Consider the following 16,668-nt stretch of genomic DNA (forward strand, 5'->3'; position numbering starts at 1 on the left):
CTCCCACCGCGCCGGCGAATCATCGCTCCCGGCGAACTTTCCTCCCGATGGGCGCTGGACCCGATGCGCGCTACAGCAGCGCGCCCCAGCGGGCAGTGAGCTCCTCCATGGTCGGCATCGCCACCGCGCCGCCCGGGCGTTCGCAGACCAGGCCGGCCACCGCCAGCGCGAAGCGGACGTAGCTCTGCCAGCCCTCGGGCTCGGCCGGCACACCGTCGGCCAGCAGGCGGCGGACCAGCGCGCCCATCACCGAGTCGCCCGCGCCGGTGGCGTCCACCGCGTCTACCGTCGGCGCCGGCAGCATGACCGTGCTCTGCCCGGCGGCCACGTACGCGCCCTTCGAGCCGCAGGTCACCACGACCGCCTTCGCGCCGATCTTGAGGATGCGTTCCGCGGCCGCGGCCGGGCCCACGCCGTCCCAGAGCACCTCGGCGTCGGCCGAGCTGAGTTTGACCAGGTCGGCGGTGGCGAAGAACTCCTCGACCAGGTCGCGCAGTTCGCCGACCGCGGCGGCGTCGGGCAGCAGCTTCGGGCGTACGTTGGGATCGAAGACCTTCAGCGGCCCGGGGATCGCCCAGGCCTTGCGGGCCGCGGCCCGGAACGGCTCGCGCATCAGGCTGATCGACCCGGTGTAGAGCACCGCGGCCCCGGCCACCACCTTGTCGTCGACGTCCTCGGGGCGCAGCAGCGCGTACGAGGGCGGCTCGCCGTAGAACTGGAAGGTCGGCTCGGCGCCCTCGAAGGTCGTCACGGCCAGCGTGGTCGGCACCGGTACGCGGGTCAGCCCGGTCGTGCCCACCCCGATCTGGCGCAGGAACGCGGCGATCCGGTCGCCGAGGGTGTCGTTGCCGAGCGAGCCGAAGTACTGCACCTCGCCGCCGAGCCGGGTGACGCCGACCGAGACGTTGAGCGGGGCGCCGCCGATCGCCTGCCGATAGATCAGCTCGCCGTCGCGCTCGGTCTCCAGCAGATCCACCAACGCCTCACCGAGCACCACCGCGTAGCCCATCCGGATCCCCTCCACGTAACGCCGCACCGATGCCGTCAGCCTTACGCCCGGGACGCGAGAAAGCCAGCCACTCCCGGATGCTCGCCCGTTTTGTGGTTGTTTGACATGATTCACCCATGCATCCGCGCGCTTTCGCCCTACCCCTCCTGCTCACCGCGGCCCTGGCGGGCTGCGCCGGCCCGGGCGGCACGGCGACCGGGTCCGGCGTGTCGCTGCCGCCGGGCTCGACGCCCTGGCTGGTCAGCGGCGCACCGAGCCCCGCGCTGCCGTCGTCGGCGCCCTCTCCGGGCGGCCTGGCGGCGCCACTGGTCGAGGGCACGGTCTCCGGCACGTTCCTGCCGTTCCCGCAGAGCGCACGGGCGGTCACCTACGACCCCAAGGTGGTCCCGCCCGGTGCGACGGCCCAGCTCACGATCTCCCGGACGGCCACGGGCACGACGGTACGGCTGACCGCCGGCGGGCTGGTCCCGCGCCGGGCGTACGGAGCCCACCTGCACACCCGGCCGTGCACCGCGACGCCGGAGGACGCCGGCCCGCACTACCAGCACAGTCCCGACCCGAAGGCCGCTGCCTCGCCGCCCTCGGTCGACCCGGCTTACGCCAATCCGCGCAACGAGGTGTGGCTGGACTTCACCGCCGACGCGCGGGGCGGCGCCTCGGTCACCGCGCGCCAGAACTGGGTCTTCGACGAGGTGGAGCCGGCCCGCTCGTTGATCGTGCACGCTGAGCACACCCGTACCGCTGCGGGCAAGGCCGGGACGGCCGGACCGCGGGTGGCCTGCCTCACCCTGGGCAACGGGTGATGCCGGGCTGCTCTTGATCTTGGCGAGGCGGTAACGTCAGGACGGGACGAGCGACGCCGCGCGGATGACGGGAGGGCCGGCCATGGCCGAGCAGAGCGAGGGCACGACACCGAGGACCGAGTCGCACGACCCGGATTTCCCGGAGGCGTTCCTGCAGTTCATGCGCGGTGGCTGGCGGGACGACGCGCTGAGCGTGACGCCCCGGCCGGAGACGCCCAATTACGCCAAGCGGCGCGCCGCGCTCTCCGACGCGTTCCCGGGCGAGACGCTGATCATCCCCAGCGGCACCGAGAAGGTCCGCGCCAACGACACCGACTACCCGTTCCGCCCGGGCAGCGACTTCGTCTACCTGACCGGCGACAGCGACCCCGGCAGCGTGCTGGTGCTGCGGCCCAGCGGCTCCGGGCACGACGCTGTCCTCTACAGCCACCAGCGGTCCTCCAAGGAGACCGACGAGTTCTTCCGCAGCCGCGACGGCGAGCTGTGGGTCGGCCGCCGGCACACCCTCGCGGAGAAGTCGACCGAGCTCGGCATCGAGACGGCGCCGTGGGGCGAGCTCGGGCCGGCGCTGGCCGACTGCGCGCCGGCCCGCACCCGGGTGCTGCGCGGCCACGACGCCAACGTCGACCGGGCGATCCTGGCGTACGAGCCGGACCCGCGGGCCCGCCGCGACCGCGCCCTGGCCGGGGTGATCTCGGAGCTCAAGCTGGTCAAGGACGAGTGGGAGATCGCCCAGCTCCAGGACGCCATCGACGCCACCGTGCGCGGCTTCGAGGATGTCGCCCGCGTCCTGCCGGCCGACCGCGGTGTCAAGGAGCGCCTGTTGGAGGGCGTCTTCGGGCTGCGCGCCCGGACGGACGGCAACGACGTCGGCTACGGCAGCATCGTCGGCGCCGGCGCGCACGCGACGATCCTGCACTGGGTCCGCAACACCGGCGTGACCAAGCCCGGCGAGCTGCTGCTGATGGACATGGGCGTCGAGGGCCGCACGTTCTACACCGCCGACGTGACCCGCACGCTGCCGGTCTCGGGCACCTTCACCCCGCTGCAGCGCCAGGTCTACGACATCGTGCACGCCTCCCAGCAGGCCGGCATGGACGCGATCAAGCCCGGCGTCAAGTTCCGCGACGTGCACCTGACCTGCATGCGCGTGCTCGCCGAGGGCTTGCACGACCTCGACCTGCTGCCGGTGAGCGTGGACGAGGCGATGTCCGAGGAGTCCACGGTGTACCGCCGCTGGACCCTGCACGGCTTCGGCCACATGCTCGGCATCGACGTGCACGACTGCTCCGCGGCCCGCAAGGAGACCTACCGCGACGGCGAGCTCGGCCAGGGCTACGTCCTGACCGTGGAGCCGGGCCTGTACTTCCAGCCCGAGGACGAGCTGGTCCCGGAGGAGCTGCGCGGCATCGGCATCCGCATCGAGGACGACGTCCTGGTCACCGCCGACGGCTGCCGCAACCTGTCGGCCGGCCTGCCCCGCTCGGCCGACCAGGTCGAGGCGTGGCTGGCGTCCCAGCGCGAGGCCGGCCCGCGCCTGCCGGAGTAGCCGGATCGCGGGTGGCCAGCTCTACGTGCGCGGCGCGTAGTCGGAGATCACGAAGCAGGTGGGGCCTTCCCCGCCCGCTGCCGGGTCGGTGCCGTCGGAGACGTCGAAGGTGATGGCGACCGGGTGGCCGTCGGCCGGGTCCGTCTTGACCGTCATCGCGCCGCCGTCGTCGGCCGCGGTCTGCGCCAGCTCCAGCAGGCCGCCGAGCGACGGCACCTCGATCTCCTCCTCGCCGGAGGCGGTCTTGCCGTCGATCCGCTCGACGCCGGCGACCTCGCCGGCGGTGACGGTGACGCGGTATCTGCCCAGGGACGGCCCGCCCTCGCACTGCCGGTCGGCGACGAAGGCGTAATCGGCCGGCTCGGTCCACGCCGGCGCCGACGCGGGCGCGACGAAGGTGGGCGGAGCCGCCGCCGGCTTGTCGTCCGTGCAACCGGTCAGGGCCGCGACGAGTGCGATGCCGCACAATGCCCGGGCGTACCGCACGGTGACCTCCGACCTTGAGAACGCCCACCACCCGGCGGGCCGCGCCCATGTTCCCAGATCGGCGCAATGGCTGCGCGCCCCACCGCACCCGCCGTGCGGGTGACCCGCCACACGCTCATGGTGGCCGCGAATCGGACGATGGGTAAGACGTGGAGGAGCACGGCCGGCTGACCGACGCGGTACGTCTGCGCCGGCTGCGGGAGAGCGGGCTGCTCGAGGACGACTGCTATCCGTCGCTCGACCGGCTGGCGTCCGCCGCCGCGCAGCAGACCGGCGCCCCGGTGGCGCTGGTCTCGATGGTCGACGCCGACAGCCAGGTCTTCGCCAGCCAGGTGGGGCTGGGCGAGCCCTGGGCGAGCCGGCGCGGAACCCCGATGTCGCACTCCGTCTGCCAGTACGTGGTCATCGACGACGCCCCGTTGATCGTGCCGGACACCCGCGCCGACCCCCGGCTGCGGGACAGCCTCGCGATCGACGATCTGCAGGTGGCGGCCTATGCGGGCTACCCGCTGCACGCCCCCGACGGCGAGGTGCTGGGCTCGTTCTGCGTGATCGACACCGTGCCCCACGACTGGACGCCGCAGGAACTCGCGATCGTGCAGGCCCTGGCCACCGCGGCCGAGACGGAGATCGCGCTGCGGACCTCGAACCGGGACCTGCTGCTGGCCACCGAGCGCATGCGCCGGGTGCTGGACACCGCGCACGACGCGTTCGTGTCCACCGACGCCGACGGAGTGATCATTGCTTGGAACACCGCGGCGGCCACGCTCTTCGGCTACCCGGCGGCCGAGGCCATCGGCCGGCCGGTCGGCGAGCTGATCCTGCCGGCCCGCTACCGGGCCGCGCACGACGCCGGGCTGCGACGGGTACGCGACACCGGGGTGTCGATCCTGTCCGGGCAGCGCCTCGAACTGGCAGCCGTGGACCGTTCCGGCCGCGAGTTCCCGATCGAGATGACGCTGCAGGTCTTGGCCGAGAACGACGCGCTGGTCTGCCACGCGTTCCTGCACGACATCACCGACCGCAAGGCAGCCGGGCAGCGGGCCGACGACGACCGGACGTTCCTGCACACGCTGCTCGACAGCCTCGACACCGGGGTGGCCGCCTGCGACGCCGAGGGGCGGCTCGTGCTGCGCAACAGCGCCCTGCGCGAACTGTACGAGCCGGGCGAGGAACCCGCGGCGGTCGCCTCGCTCACCGCGGTGGGCCGGCTCTACGACCCGGACGGCCGGCGCCCGCTGGAGCCGGACGAGGTGCCGCTGGCCCGGGCGTACGCCGGTGAGCACGTCGACGGGCAGGACGTGACGGTCCGGGCCGCCGACGGCCGGCGCCGCCGTTTCGTGGCGAACGCCCGCCCGATCACCACCGCCGACGGCCGGCACCTGGGCGCGGTCGTCGCCCTGCACGACGTCACCGACCAGCACCGGGCCGCGACACTGCAGCAGACCCAGCACGCCGTGGCCCGCGCCCTGGCCGACGCCACCACCGCCGAGCAGGCCGCCACCGGCACCGTGGCCGCCATCGCCACCGCGCTCGGCTGGACCTGCGGGGAGTTCTGGCGCACCGACGACGACACCGGCCTGATCAGCCGGGTCGGCCACTGGACGGAGCCGGGGCATCCGCTGCCGGCGGTGACCAACGACAAGCCGTTCGTCCTGCCCCGCGGCACCGGACTGGCCGGAATCGTCTGGGAGACCGGCACGGAGCTGTGGGTGCCGGAACTCGCCGACGATCCCCGTACGGCGGTGCGCCGCGACGAGGCCCGCGCCGCGGGTCTGCGTACCGCCGTGGGCCTGCCGGTCCGCAGCGACGACCGCATCCTCGGCGTCCTGCTGTTCCTGAGCACCACGGTCGAGAAGCCCGACGCGGAACTGCTGACCATGCTCGACGGCGTCTGCGCCCACCTGGGCCGGCACCTGGAACGCCGCCGCGCGGAGGAGCTCACCCAGGTCCTGGCGGCCACCCAGCGGGCCTTCGACCGGGTCGTGGCCCAGGTGAACGACTACGTGTGGACCTACGCCATCGAGGACGACGGCAGGCCCGTGGTCGTCTACGCCAGCCCCGACAGCCACGGCATCCTGGGTGGGCAGCTGCCGGCCGGCACCGACATCGCGAAGACCATGGCCGAGAACGTGCACCCGGACGACCTGCCGGCCATGGCCCGGCTCCGCGACACCGTCTTCGGCGGCGAACCGGCGGACGCGGAGGTCCGCCTGCTGGGCCTGGACGGCGTCACCCGCTGGGTCTGGATCCGGTCGGTGCCCCGCCCGGAAGGCGGCCGGCTGTACATCGATGGCATCGCGACCGACGTGACCGCCCGCCGCGAGCTGGCCGACCGCCGCGAGCAGGTGCTGCACGACCAGCAGCAGCAGAACCGCCGGCTGCGCGAGCTCGACCGGCTCAAGGACGAACTGGTGGCCCTGGTCAGCCACGAACTCCGGAACCCGCTGGCGACGATCCGCGGCTACACGGAGATGCTCCTCGACGACGCGGGCCTCACCGGCGACCACCGCCACCTGGCGTCGGTGATCGACAAGCACAGCGCCCACATGCAGGGCCTGGTCGACGACCTGCTGGACACGGCCCGGATCGACGCCGGCCAGATGAAGCTGGAACCGCGCCCGCTGTCGCTGATCCGGCTGGTGGTGGACAGCGTGGACGCCCGCCGCCCGGACGCCACGGCCAAGGACATCACGATCGAGGTGGACGTGGCCCGGCACCTGCCCGCCCACGCCGACCCGGTACGGATCCGCCAGGTCCTCGACAACCTGATCTCGAACGCGGTGAAGTACACCCCGCAGGGCGGCACGGTGACCCTGACCGGCCGCCACGACGACGCGACGGCTACGACGACGCTACGGGTCACCGACACCGGCATCGGCATCCCGGCGGAGCAACGCCCACACCTGTTCGACCGGTTCTTCCGCGCGTCGAACGCGGTGTCGCAGGGGATCAAGGGCACCGGACTGGGCCTGGCGATCAGCAAAGCGATCATCGACGCCCACCACGGCGGCCTCTCGGCGGAGCCGGCCGGCCCGGACGGCGGCACGACCTTCACGGTGACCGTGCCGAGCTGCCCGCCGCCCGAGCGCTGACAACGGCTCAGCCGGACGCGTCGGGCGAAGAGCCGTGGGCAAATTTGGTACCATCCTGGTACCGTTGCGTGCATGGCGATGAACTTTCGACCCCCGGAGCAACTGGCCGAACGCCTACGCGCGCAGGCCGACGCGGAACACGTCAGCGTGCAGGCCCTGCTGGTGAAGATGGCTGAGGACTACCTGGCCCGGCACACGAAGAAGGCGATGATCGCGCGTGAGGTTCAGGTCGTCCAAGCGAACTTCGCCGATGCATTGCGGCGTCTGGGCGAAGGCGCGTGATCTATCTCGACGTGGAGGATCTCGTCGATATCGCCGCGGCAGTGATAGCGCCGCAGGATGTGGTGATCCGCGACGTGGGCCTGTTGTCCATGTCCGCGCACCGGCCGCAGACGCGGGCGTTCGGGCATGAGCCGTACCCGACAATCGCCGACAAGGCGGCGGCACTGCTGGTGGCGTTGTGCATGAACCATCCGTTGCAGGACGGCAACAAGCGTCTTGCACTGGCGGCGGCATGGGTGTTCTGCGGTTTGAACGCGGGTGGCCAGCCGAACATGAGCAACGACGAGGCGTACGACCTGGTGATGGGGGTGGCTCAGGGCCATCTTGATGTGCCGGAGGTGTCGGCCGCTTTGTCGAAGGCTGGAATTGCTTGAAGCCAGATAAGGAAACCCCGCCGGATGTCCGGCGGGGTTTCGTGCCCTACTTCTGTTTGCGGCCTCGTGGACTGTCGCCAGGCTTGTGCCGTAAGGGCTGCCAGTCGGCGCATTGCTGGCCTCAAGCCGAACGCGCCCGGCTCGCTCAAGCCGGACCAGCCCGGGCCACTCAGGCCAGGTCGGCGACGAAGACCGCCACCGAGCGGGCCGGCACGCTCAGCGTGCCCCCCTCGGCCGTAGCCGTCCGCACCACCGGATCCGCCGAAGCCACCAGCTCCGGATGCAACTCCAGCCGCACCCCCGCCAACGCCGGCACGTGCTGCGTCGTCGAGGTCCCGGTCGCGTTGAAGACCGCCACCACCGTGCTCCAGCGCTGGTCCAGCCCGGTCCCGTCCAGGCACATCACGATCACGCCGGGGCTTTCGTGCGGCCCGCCCAGCGGGAACGTCAGCCTCCGCTGCACCTCGTCGGCCGTGGGCAGCCCGAAGACCGGCGACGAGCGGCGGATGCGCAACAGCTCGGCGTACCGGGCCGCGGTCAGGTCCATGATCTCCGCCGACGGCACCAGCGCCGGGTCGGCCAGCAGCGGCCGGGCCCACGGCCACTTGTCCTCGTTGTCCGGGGCCGGGGGCAGGCCCACGCCGAAGCCGTTGCCGTCGGCGCCGTTCCAGCGGATCTGGTTGAACCAGTCGCCCGAGTCGTAGGAGTTGCGGTCCAGCGACTTGGAGCGCAGCCGTTCCGTGCCGAGCGCCACGAAGCCGACGCCCTGGCCCAGCACCACCAGGGACAGCGCCAGCACCTGCATGCGGGCGCGGTCGATCATCGGCAGGGACTGCGGCAGCTTGAAGGCCATCGCGTCGTAGAGGATCTCGTTGTCGTGGGCGTCGACGTACGTCACGCACTCGCCCGGTGCGGCCGCGTATCCGCTGGGTGAGCCGTTGTAGTCGATCTGGGCGCCGCTGTGCTCGGCGCCGGTGTGGGTGACGAACCGGTACGTCGCCAGGCCGCCCGACAGGCCCACCTTGATCCGGTCGTGCACCGACAGCGGGGTGGCCGCGCCCAGCCCGGTGGCGAACCCCTGCTCCGACGGGTCGTCACCGAAGGAGCCGCCGCCGCGGACCGCGTCGCGCAGCCGGTCGTTGAACGTGCCGATCCCGGTGCCCGCCATGTTGACCTGGGTGGCCTGCACGAACCGGGCGTCGTACGCGATCTCGCCGAAGTTCCAGCCCTCGCCGTACAGGTAGATGTCGGGGTCGATGTGGTCGAGGGTGACCCGGGTCTCGAGGATGTTGGCCCGCGGGTGATGTCCCATGAGGTCGAAGCGGAAGCCGTCCACCTTGTGCTCGCGGGCCCAGGTGACGATCGAGTCGATGACCAGCCGGCCCATCATCATGTGCTCGGGCGCGGTGTTGGAGCAGCAGGTGGATTCGGCAACCGTGCCGTCGTCGAGCAGCCGGTGGTAGTAACCGGGGACGATGCGGTCGAGCACGCTGAACGGCGCCAGCCCGTCGGCCATCGTGTGGTTGTAGACGACGTCCATGATCACTCGCAGGCCGGCCGCGTTGAGGGCGGCGACCATCGACCGGAACTCCCGGATGCGGGCGCTGCCGGCGGGCTCGACGGCGAAGCTGCCCTCGGGGGTCGTGTAGTGCAGCGGGTCGTAGCCCCAGTTGAAACCGTCCTCGGCGGCGACCGCCATGACCGCGCGCTGCTGCTCGGGTGAGTCCGGCGGGAGGCCGGCCAGGTCGCACTTGGGCACCGCCTGGTCGGCGCGGCGGTCCGGCACGGTCGCGTAGTCGAACGCCGGCAGCAGGTGCACGTGGGTGAGCCCGGCGTCGGCGAGCATCCGCAGGTGCCGCATCCCGGCCGAGTCGTCGCGGGTGAAGGCCAGATAGGTGCCGCGCTGCTCGGGCGGCACGGTGGTGTCGGCGATGGAGAAGTCGCGGACGTGCAGCTCGGCGATCTGCATCCGGGCGGGCGCGACCGGCGGCGGCTTGACCAGGGTCTCCCAGCCCGGCGGCCGCAGCTCGGGATCGTCCAGGTCGACGAGCTGGCTGTGGGTGGAGTCGACCGACAGCGAGAGCGAGTACGGGTCGGTGACGCTGCTGGTCACCACGCGCTGCGCCGCCGGGTGCCACACCTCGACCCGGAAGCGGTAGTAACGGCCGAGCCACTTGCGCTTGCCGGCGATCGACCAGACGCCGGTCAGCGAGTCCCGGTCCATCGGCAGGACCTTCGGCTCGTCGTCGCCGGGAGTGCGGGAGAGCTCCAGCACCACCGTGCGCGCGGTCGGCGCCCACACCGAGATGGTCGGCCGCTCCCCCTCCATGACCACGCCGAGCTCGGCGTCGGCGGCATCCGCGTACAGGTCGTCGAGCACGCCGGGCAGCTGGACCGCCGTCAGGGCCGTGACCCGGCCGGCGTGGTCGCGGCCGACCGCGAGCAGCTGCCCGCGCAGCAGATAGCCCAGCGCCGCGTCGCCCAGCTCCGGCACCGCGAAGGCGCGGTAGGCCCGCAGGTGCGGGAAGTGCCGGCTCTGCGCCTGGAACAGGCCGCCGGGGCGCGGGGTCAGCGGCAGGATGGTGCGCTCGCCGGTCAGCTCGTCGCCGTCGCGGCGCAGGCCGCCGTCGGGGGACGCGACCAGGGCGAAGCTCTCGGCCCGGTCGGCGAGGTGCGGCGGCAGGGCCAGCGTGGTCCGGTCGAGGAAGACGGCCAGGGCCCGGGCCGGGTCCAGCTCGGGACCGAGCGACCGTACGTCGGGCAGCACGGGCGCCGTGGTGCCCGAGAGCAGCCAGACCTCGCGACCGACGGTCAGATCGAGGCGCTGGTCGTCGGGCAGGTCCTTGACGTCGCCACGGTGCAGCACGAAGCGCAGGCCGACGGCATCGGGGCGGACCGGCACCCGGAACACCGCACCGAACGCGTCGAACGCGGCCGGGGCGAGCGGCGCGTGCCAGCGCGGCTTGGCCGGGGTGCCCTCCCAGGCGTGCACGCCCCAGCCGTCGTAGTCACTGTCGGCCCGCCGGTAGTGGATGACCGCGAAGTCGTCCTCCTCGGGAACCTCGGTCGTGTGGCCGGCCGCGGCGGCGCTGGTGTAGACCGTCGGGTCGCCGGGGCGCAGCCAGATCTGCGGGGTGACGGCCGGGTCGACGTGCCGGTCGGTGGCCACGTCCTTGGCACCGGTGTGGTCGACCACCAGGAAGCCGACCTCGCGGGCGGCATCGGCCAGCCGCACCCAGGCGAAACGGCCGTAGGAATCGGCGCCGGCGAACGGGTGCCCGCCGGGGAAGCCGGTGATCGCGTCGGGGGCGATGTCACCCCAGGCGTGCAGTGACCAGTCGCCGTAGCCCTCGTCCTCGCGCCGGTAGTGCACGACCAGCCACTGCGGTCTGCTGAGTCTGGTCGGTGCCTCAGGCGAGGCGATCTCGATCGTGGTCACCTGGACATGATGGCACCGGGGTACGTCAGTTTCAGTGCGTCGCGATGACGGTGGTGATCCGCGGGCCGTTCGCGTCGACCCGGATCAGGTAGCGGTAGCTCTCGCCGGGCACCGCGTTGCCGAGGCTGTCGAGGTACTCCCATTCGACGGCGACCATCGCCAGCGCCGGGCTGAGCCGCTGCACATCGCGCAGCTGCGCATGCGCGGCGACGATCTGCTGCTCCTTGTACGCCGGCGCGGCACCCAGGAACGACAGGGCCACCGCCGCCGGCGAGGCGAAGGTGAAGCTGTACGAGTCCGAGACCACCATGCCCGGCAACGCGTAGCAGCCGGCCACCGCCGAGACGTCGCCCCTGGTCAGGGCGGAGCCGTAGCGGTCGAAGAAGTCCGTGAGGTGGTCCAGATCCGTGGGTGCCTGCACGGGACGGTCAGTTCCCGTTGATCATGAGGATCAAACCTCGGACCCGGGTTGCACCGAATAACAAGACGGACGTACGGTTTACGGAAGACGTGAACCCTGAGTTAGGACAACCTAACCGGCGGGCGGCCGTCACCGGTGGGACAGACTGATGAGGACTACTCACGGTCGCTGGGTGTGAAGGAGATGACGTGGCCAGCCTCGACACCTTTGGTGCGAAGAGCGAGCTACGCGTCGCAGACGCGAGCTACGAGATTTTCACGATCGACAAGGTCGACGGGCATGACCGCCTGCCGTACTCCCTGAAGATCCTGCTGGAGAACCTGCTCCGCACGGAGGACGGCGCGAACATCACCGCCGACCACATCCGGGCCCTCGGCGGCTGGGACCCCACCGCCGATCCGAGCGTGGAGATCCAGTTCACCCCGGCGCGGGTGCTGATGCAGGACTTCACCGGCGTGCCCTGCGTCGTCGACCTCGCCACCATGCGGGAGGCCGTCAAGGAGCTGGGCGGCGACCCCACCAAGGTCAACCCCCTCGCCCCGGCCGAGCTGGTGATCGACCACTCGGTCATCGCCGACCTGTTCGGCCGCGAGGACGCCTTCGCCCGCAACGTGGAGCTGGAGTACCAGCGCAACCGCGAGCGCTACCAGTTCCTGCGCTGGGGCCAGACCGCGTTCAACGAGTTCAAGGTCGTCCCGCCCGGCACCGGCATCGTCCACCAGGTGAACATCGAGTATCTGGCCCGCACGATCATGGAGAGGAACGGCCAGGCCTACCCGGACACCGTGGTCGGCACCGACTCGCACACCACCATGGTCAACGGCCTGGGCGTGCTGGGCTGGGGCGTCGGCGGCATCGAGGCCGAGGCCGCGATGCTCGGCCAGCCGGTCAGCATGCTGATCCCGCGGGTCGTCGGTTTCAAGCTGCACGGCGAGATGCCGGCCGGCACCACCGCCACCGACCTGGTGCTGACCATCACCGAGATGCTCCGCGAGCACGGCGTGGTCAGCAAGTTCGTCGAGTTCTACGGCCCCGGCGTCAGCGCCGTGCCGCTGGCCAACCGGGCCACGATCGGCAACATGTCGCCCGAGTACGGCTCCACCGTGGCGATCTTCCCGATCGACGACGAGACGATCAAGTACCTCAAGCTCACCGGCCGCTCCGAGCAGCAGGTCGCGCTGGTCGAGGCGTACGCGAAGCGCCAGGGCCTGTGGCACGACCCGGCCGGGGAGCCGAACTACTCCGAGCGCCTCGAGCTGGACCTGTCGACCATCGTGCCGTCGCTGGCCGGCCCGAAGCGCCCGCAGGACCGCGTCCCGCTGGACCGCGCCAAGCCGATGTTCCGCGACGCGCTCGCCAACTACGTCAGCGCCGTGGGCCCCGCCGACGAGGCCAGCGAGGAGTCCTTCCCGGCCAGCGACCCGCCGGCGAACCACGAGCACTCGGACGCCGACAAGCCGCACGTCTTCAGTGCTGCCGACGGTGCCACCGGGCGGCCCTCCAAGCCCACCCGGGTGGTCGGCGAGGACGGCAGCGAGTTCGAGCTGGACCACGGCTTCGTCGGCATCGCCGCGATCACGTCCTGCACCAACACGTCGAACCCGCAGGTCATGATCGGTGCCGCGCTGCTCGCGCGGAACGCGGTCGAGAAGGGCCTGAACCGCAAGCCGTGGGTCAAGACCACGCTGGCGCCGGGTTCCAAGGTCGTCATGGACTACTACGACCGGGCCGGGCTCACGCCGTACCTCGACAAGCTCGGTTTCAACCTGGTCGGCTACGGCTGCACGACCTGCATCGGCAACTCCGGCCCACTGCCCGACGCCATCTCGGCCGCGGTCAACGAGGCGGACCTCACGGCGGTGAGCGTGCTCTCCGGCAACCGCAACTTCGAGGGCCGGATCAACCCCGACATCAAGATGAACTACCTGGCCTCGCCGCCCCTGGTGGTCGCGTACGCGCTGGCCGGCACGATGGACCTGGACATCACCACCGAGCCGCTGGGCACCGGCTCGGACGGTAAGCCGGTCTACCTCGCCGACATCTGGCCCAGCGCCAAGGAGATCGACGAGGTCATCGCCGCCACCATCGGCGCGATCGGATTCAGCACGGCTTACTCGGACGTCTTCGCCGGCGACGAGCAGTGGCAGTCGCTGCCCACGCCGGAGGGCAAGACCTTCGAGTGGGCGCCGGAATCGACCTACGTGCGCAAGCCCCCGTACTTCGAGGGCATGCAGGCCGACCCTTCGCCGGTCACCAACATCGCCGGCGCTCGGGTGCTGGCCAAGCTGGGCGACTCGGTGACCACCGACCACATCTCGCCGGCCAGCTCGATCAAGGCCGACTCCCCCGCGGGCCAGTATCTGGCCGAGCACGGGGTGCCCCGGCACGAGTTCAACTCGTACGGCTCCCGGCGCGGCAACCACGAGGTGATGATCCGTGGCACGTTCGCCAACATCCGCCTGCGCAACCAGCTGGTCCCGGGCGTCGAGGGTGGCTTCACCGTCAACCACCTGACCGGCGAGCAGAGCAGCATCTACGACGCCTCGGTGGCGTACAAGGAGGCCGGCGTCCCGCTGGTCATCCTGGCCGGCAAGGAGTACGGCTCCGGCTCGTCGCGCGACTGGGCGGCCAAGGGCACGATGCTGCTGGGCGTACGCGCGGTCATCGCCGAGTCGTACGAGCGCATCCACCGCTCGAACCTGATCGGCATGGGCGTCCTCCCGCTGCAGTTCCCGCCGAAGACCAACGCGGAGTCGCTGGGCCTGACCGGCACCGAGACGTTCACGATCACCGGCGTCGAGGCGCTCAACGACGGCGGCATCCCGTCGACCGTCAAGGTGCTGACCGACACCGGCGTGGAGTTCGACGCCGACGTCCGGATCGACACCCCCGGTGAGGCGGACTACTACCGCCACGGCGGGATCCTGCAGTACGTGCTGCGCAAGATGCTGACCAGCTGAGCCCTGGATGTGCTGTAGAACACCCCGTTGTCCGCCGGATGACGGGGTGTTCTTACATATGAAGAACACGTTTCGAAACATGCGTGCCGCACGCTGAGGCCCATGGAGATCCTGCTGCTGGCCACCCGCCCCGGCGCCGCTGCGGAGGATCGGGCGCTGCCGGCGCTCGATCTGCTGCGGCACTCGCTGCGGGTCGGCACCTTCGACGTCCAGTCCCTGCTGTCCGGCGCCGACCCCGATGTCGTCCTGGTGGACGCGCGCCGTGACCTGCTCGAGGCCCGTGACCTGTGCCGGATGCTGCGCACCACTGGCCTGCGGGTGCCACTGCTGGCCGTCGTCGAGGAGGCGGGCCTGATCGCGATGGCCGCCGACTGGGGCCTGGACGACGTGCTGCTGACCCACGCCGGACCGGCGGAGGTCGAGGCCCGGCTGCGGATGACCACCGGACGGGTCTCCGGCGGCACCGCGGGCGGGGCGAGCGGCACGGTCACCGCCGGCGAGCTGGCCATCGACCCGCAGACCTACTCCGCCCGGCTCAAGGGCCGCCAGCTCGACCTCACCTACAAGGAGTTCGAGCTGCTCAAGTTCCTGGCCCAGCACCCGGGCCGGGTGTTCAGCCGGGACCAGCTGCTGCGCGAGGTGTGGGGCTTCGACTACTTCGGCGGCCACCGCACCGTCGACGTGCACGTCCGCCGGCTGCGGGCCAAACTCGGCACCGAGTACGAGTGCATGATCGGCACGGTCCGGCAGGTCGGCTACAAGCTGGTGCTCCCACCGCAGCAGACCGGCCGGATGCTCACCGGCGACTGGGCCGAGCCGGTCGCGCCGCGAGTGCCGCTTGATCTGTGAAAGCCGTGTGCAAGGCTCTTGGTCATGGATGACAACACTGTGCTGGGCCGGATCAACGGCCTGGTCGAAGAGGAGCACAAGCTCCGCCAGCAGTTGAGCCGCGGCGAGATCAGCAGCGACGAGGAGCACGCCAAGCTCAAGGAGCTCGAGGAGTCGCTGGACCAGTGCTGGGACCTGCTGCGCCGCCGGCGCGCTGCCCGGGAGTTCGGCAACAACCCGGACAGCGAGCAGGCCCACAGCACCAGCGAGGTCGAGGGCTACCTCCAGTGACGCGGCCCCGGCCGCGGCCACCGCTTGTCCGGCGGCCGCGGTCCGGGCTGCTTGCCCCGGGACGTCACAGCAGCCCCGCTTCGTAGCTGAGGCGTTCGATCAGCCCGTCGGCGTCCACCGTCAGGCCGCGCGCGGTGAACCAGCTCGCCACGTTGCGCACGTCGCGGGCCAGGAACTCGGCGCCCTGCGGGTTGGCGATCAGGTCGACGATCTGCGGCATGTCGATGATCACCAGCCGCCCCTCGTGCACCAGCGTGTTGTACGGCGACAGGTCGCCGTGCGCGATCTGGGTGCGGGCCAGCACGCTGAGCGCGTCGGTCATCTGCCGCCACAGGTCCTCGAGCCCGTCGCGGTCGGTGCGCACCTGCGCCAGCCGCGGCGCGGCCTCCCCGGTCTCCCAGTCGCCGATGAACTCCAGCATCAGCTCGGTGCCGATGAGCTGCACCGGGTACGGCACGGAGATCGTGCCGCCCTCCTGACCCACCTGCCAGAGCCGGGACAGCGCGCCGAACTCAGCCGCCGCCCACTGCCCGGCGATGAGCTCCTTGCCGAAGGCGGTGCGGTTGGTCATCGCGCGCATCTCACGGGACCGGCGCACCCGGCGTCCCTCGAGGTAGCCCGCGTCGCGGTGGAAGAGCCGGTGGTCGCCGTCGCGGTACCGCTTGGCCGCGATCATGCTGATCTGGTCGGTGCCGGGTACGGCCCGGCGAACCAGGAAGACGTCCGCTTCCTTGCCGGTCTTGAGCATGCCCAGCTCGGTGTCCACCGCGCCGTACTCGGTGCGGACCCAGTCGGGGCGGGGATGGGGGCCGTGCAGGGCGCCGTCCCACGTCGACCAGCGGTCGCCGGTCTCGGGCAGGTCGGGGTCCTCGGCCAGAGCGGGCTCGAGCTTGCCCGTCTTTACGAAGTCGGCTTCGTCGTCGTCGAACTTGCGGCGGCCGCGGCGCATGGTTGCCGGGCCGAAAGCGTCGTGCTCTCGCACTGGAGGGTCTCCTCGGAGAAGAAAGAAAGAACTGGAACCTGGGCATGGCGAAGGACAACGACAGCCATGAGGTTCACCCCCTTCTTCTCGAGAAACCTGCGGAGCACGTACGGGATGCACTCTCCCGGGCGTCACCCGGTCGCGCAACC

General features: G+C 71.3%; 13 protein-coding genes. 8 read left to right on the forward strand and 5 right to left on the reverse strand.

All coding sequences use genetic code 11. The features are described from left to right. Positions 1 to 70: 70 nt before the first annotated feature. A complete protein-coding gene (locus tag ACZ6S4_RS03225) occupies positions 71 to 1,009 on the reverse strand; it encodes a carbohydrate kinase family protein (RefSeq protein ID WP_465473491.1) in 939 nt (312 codons plus the stop codon). Between the two features lie 116 nt (positions 1,010 to 1,125). On the opposite strand from ACZ6S4_RS03225, the gene ACZ6S4_RS03230 reads away from it, so the two are divergent. Then, on the forward strand, positions 1,126 to 1,812 hold the full coding sequence (locus ACZ6S4_RS03230; protein ID WP_465473304.1) for a hypothetical protein: 687 nt from the start codon (positions 1,126 to 1,128) through the stop codon (positions 1,810 to 1,812). Positions 1,813 to 1,894: 82 nt separating this feature from the next. Continuing rightward, positions 1,895 to 3,361 carry an aminopeptidase P family protein gene (locus ACZ6S4_RS03235; protein ID WP_465473305.1) on the forward strand — a complete coding sequence of 489 codons (1,467 nt, stop codon included), beginning with the start codon at positions 1,895 to 1,897 and terminating at the stop codon, positions 3,359 to 3,361. Between the two features lie 21 nt (positions 3,362 to 3,382). Here ACZ6S4_RS03235 and ACZ6S4_RS03240 read toward each other — a convergent pair whose 3' ends face one another. Continuing rightward, positions 3,383 to 3,847, reverse strand: a complete 465-nt coding sequence (locus ACZ6S4_RS03240) for a DUF6174 domain-containing protein (RefSeq protein WP_465473306.1) — start codon at positions 3,845 to 3,847, stop codon at positions 3,383 to 3,385. Positions 3,848 to 3,996: 149 nt separating this feature from the next. Between ACZ6S4_RS03240 and ACZ6S4_RS03245 the strand changes: the two genes are divergently transcribed. The 3 genes from ACZ6S4_RS03245 (at position 3,997) to ACZ6S4_RS03255 (ending at position 7,598) form a co-directional block, all read left to right on the forward strand. Further along, positions 3,997 to 6,942 carry a PAS domain-containing sensor histidine kinase gene (locus ACZ6S4_RS03245; protein ID WP_465473307.1) on the forward strand — a complete coding sequence of 982 codons (2,946 nt, stop codon included), beginning with the start codon at positions 3,997 to 3,999 and terminating at the stop codon, positions 6,940 to 6,942. 72 nt (positions 6,943 to 7,014) lie between these two features. Further along, a complete protein-coding gene (locus ACZ6S4_RS03250) occupies positions 7,015 to 7,224 on the forward strand; it encodes a hypothetical protein (protein ID WP_465473308.1) in 210 nt (69 codons plus the stop codon). After that, entirely contained in the window at positions 7,221 to 7,598 is a 378-nt protein-coding gene (locus tag ACZ6S4_RS03255) for a type II toxin-antitoxin system death-on-curing family toxin (protein ID WP_465473309.1), read from the forward strand. Before ACZ6S4_RS03250 ends, ACZ6S4_RS03255 begins: the two co-directional genes overlap by 4 nt. Before the next feature lie 169 nt (positions 7,599 to 7,767). Here the strand turns inward: ACZ6S4_RS03255 and pulA are convergent, their stop codons facing one another. Both pulA and ACZ6S4_RS03265 read right to left on the reverse strand, forming a co-directional pair. Beyond that, entirely contained in the window at positions 7,768 to 11,037 is a 3,270-nt protein-coding gene (gene pulA / locus ACZ6S4_RS03260; protein WP_465473310.1) for a pullulanase-type alpha-1,6-glucosidase, read from the reverse strand. A gap of 31 nt (positions 11,038 to 11,068) precedes the next feature. Then, a complete protein-coding gene (locus tag ACZ6S4_RS03265; protein ID WP_360547696.1) occupies positions 11,069 to 11,458 on the reverse strand; it encodes a hypothetical protein in 390 nt (129 codons plus the stop codon). 188 nt (positions 11,459 to 11,646) lie between these two features. On the opposite strand from ACZ6S4_RS03265, the gene acnA reads away from it, so the two are divergent. The 3 genes from acnA (at position 11,647) to ACZ6S4_RS03280 (ending at position 15,537) form a co-directional block, all read left to right on the forward strand. Beyond that, on the forward strand, positions 11,647 to 14,418 hold the full coding sequence (gene acnA, locus ACZ6S4_RS03270; RefSeq protein WP_465473311.1) for an aconitate hydratase AcnA: 2,772 nt from the start codon (positions 11,647 to 11,649) through the stop codon (positions 14,416 to 14,418). Between the two features lie 102 nt (positions 14,419 to 14,520). Continuing rightward, positions 14,521 to 15,267 carry a winged helix-turn-helix transcriptional regulator gene (locus ACZ6S4_RS03275; protein WP_465473312.1) on the forward strand — a complete coding sequence of 249 codons (747 nt, stop codon included), beginning with the start codon at positions 14,521 to 14,523 and terminating at the stop codon, positions 15,265 to 15,267. Positions 15,268 to 15,291: 24 nt separating this feature from the next. Continuing rightward, the gene (locus tag ACZ6S4_RS03280) at positions 15,292 to 15,537 is read left to right on the forward strand and encodes a DUF2630 family protein (RefSeq protein WP_465473313.1); all 246 of its coding nucleotides are present in this window, start codon (positions 15,292 to 15,294) and stop codon (positions 15,535 to 15,537) included. A 64-nt stretch (positions 15,538 to 15,601) separates the two neighbouring features. Here the strand turns inward: ACZ6S4_RS03280 and ACZ6S4_RS03285 are convergent, their stop codons facing one another. After that, the gene (locus tag ACZ6S4_RS03285; protein WP_465473314.1) at positions 15,602 to 16,519 is read right to left on the reverse strand and encodes a serine protein kinase RIO; all 918 of its coding nucleotides are present in this window, start codon (positions 16,517 to 16,519) and stop codon (positions 15,602 to 15,604) included. Between the last annotated feature and the right edge of the window lie 149 nt (positions 16,520 to 16,668).

The sequence above is a fragment of the Actinoplanes sp. NPDC051405 genome, from assembly GCF_055586185.1.

Bases quoted from the DNA above. Each gene is read 5' to 3' on its own strand.
- ACZ6S4_RS03235 (WP_465473305.1), top strand. From the start codon at position 1,895: ATGGCCGAGCAGAGCGAGGGCACGACACCGAGGACCGAGTCGCACGAC.
- ACZ6S4_RS03280 (WP_465473313.1), top strand. From the start codon at position 15,292: ATGGATGACAACACTGTGCTGGGCCGGATCAACGGCCTGGTCGAAGAG.
- ACZ6S4_RS03275 (WP_465473312.1), top strand. From the start codon at position 14,521: ATGGAGATCCTGCTGCTGGCCACCCGCCCCGGCGCCGCTGCGGAGGAT.
- ACZ6S4_RS03225 (WP_465473491.1), bottom strand. From the start codon at position 1,009: ATGGGCTACGCGGTGGTGCTCGGTGAGGCGTTGGTGGATCTGCTGGAG.
- ACZ6S4_RS03250 (WP_465473308.1), top strand. From the start codon at position 7,015: ATGGCGATGAACTTTCGACCCCCGGAGCAACTGGCCGAACGCCTACGC.
- ACZ6S4_RS03230 (WP_465473304.1), top strand. From the start codon at position 1,126: ATGCATCCGCGCGCTTTCGCCCTACCCCTCCTGCTCACCGCGGCCCTG.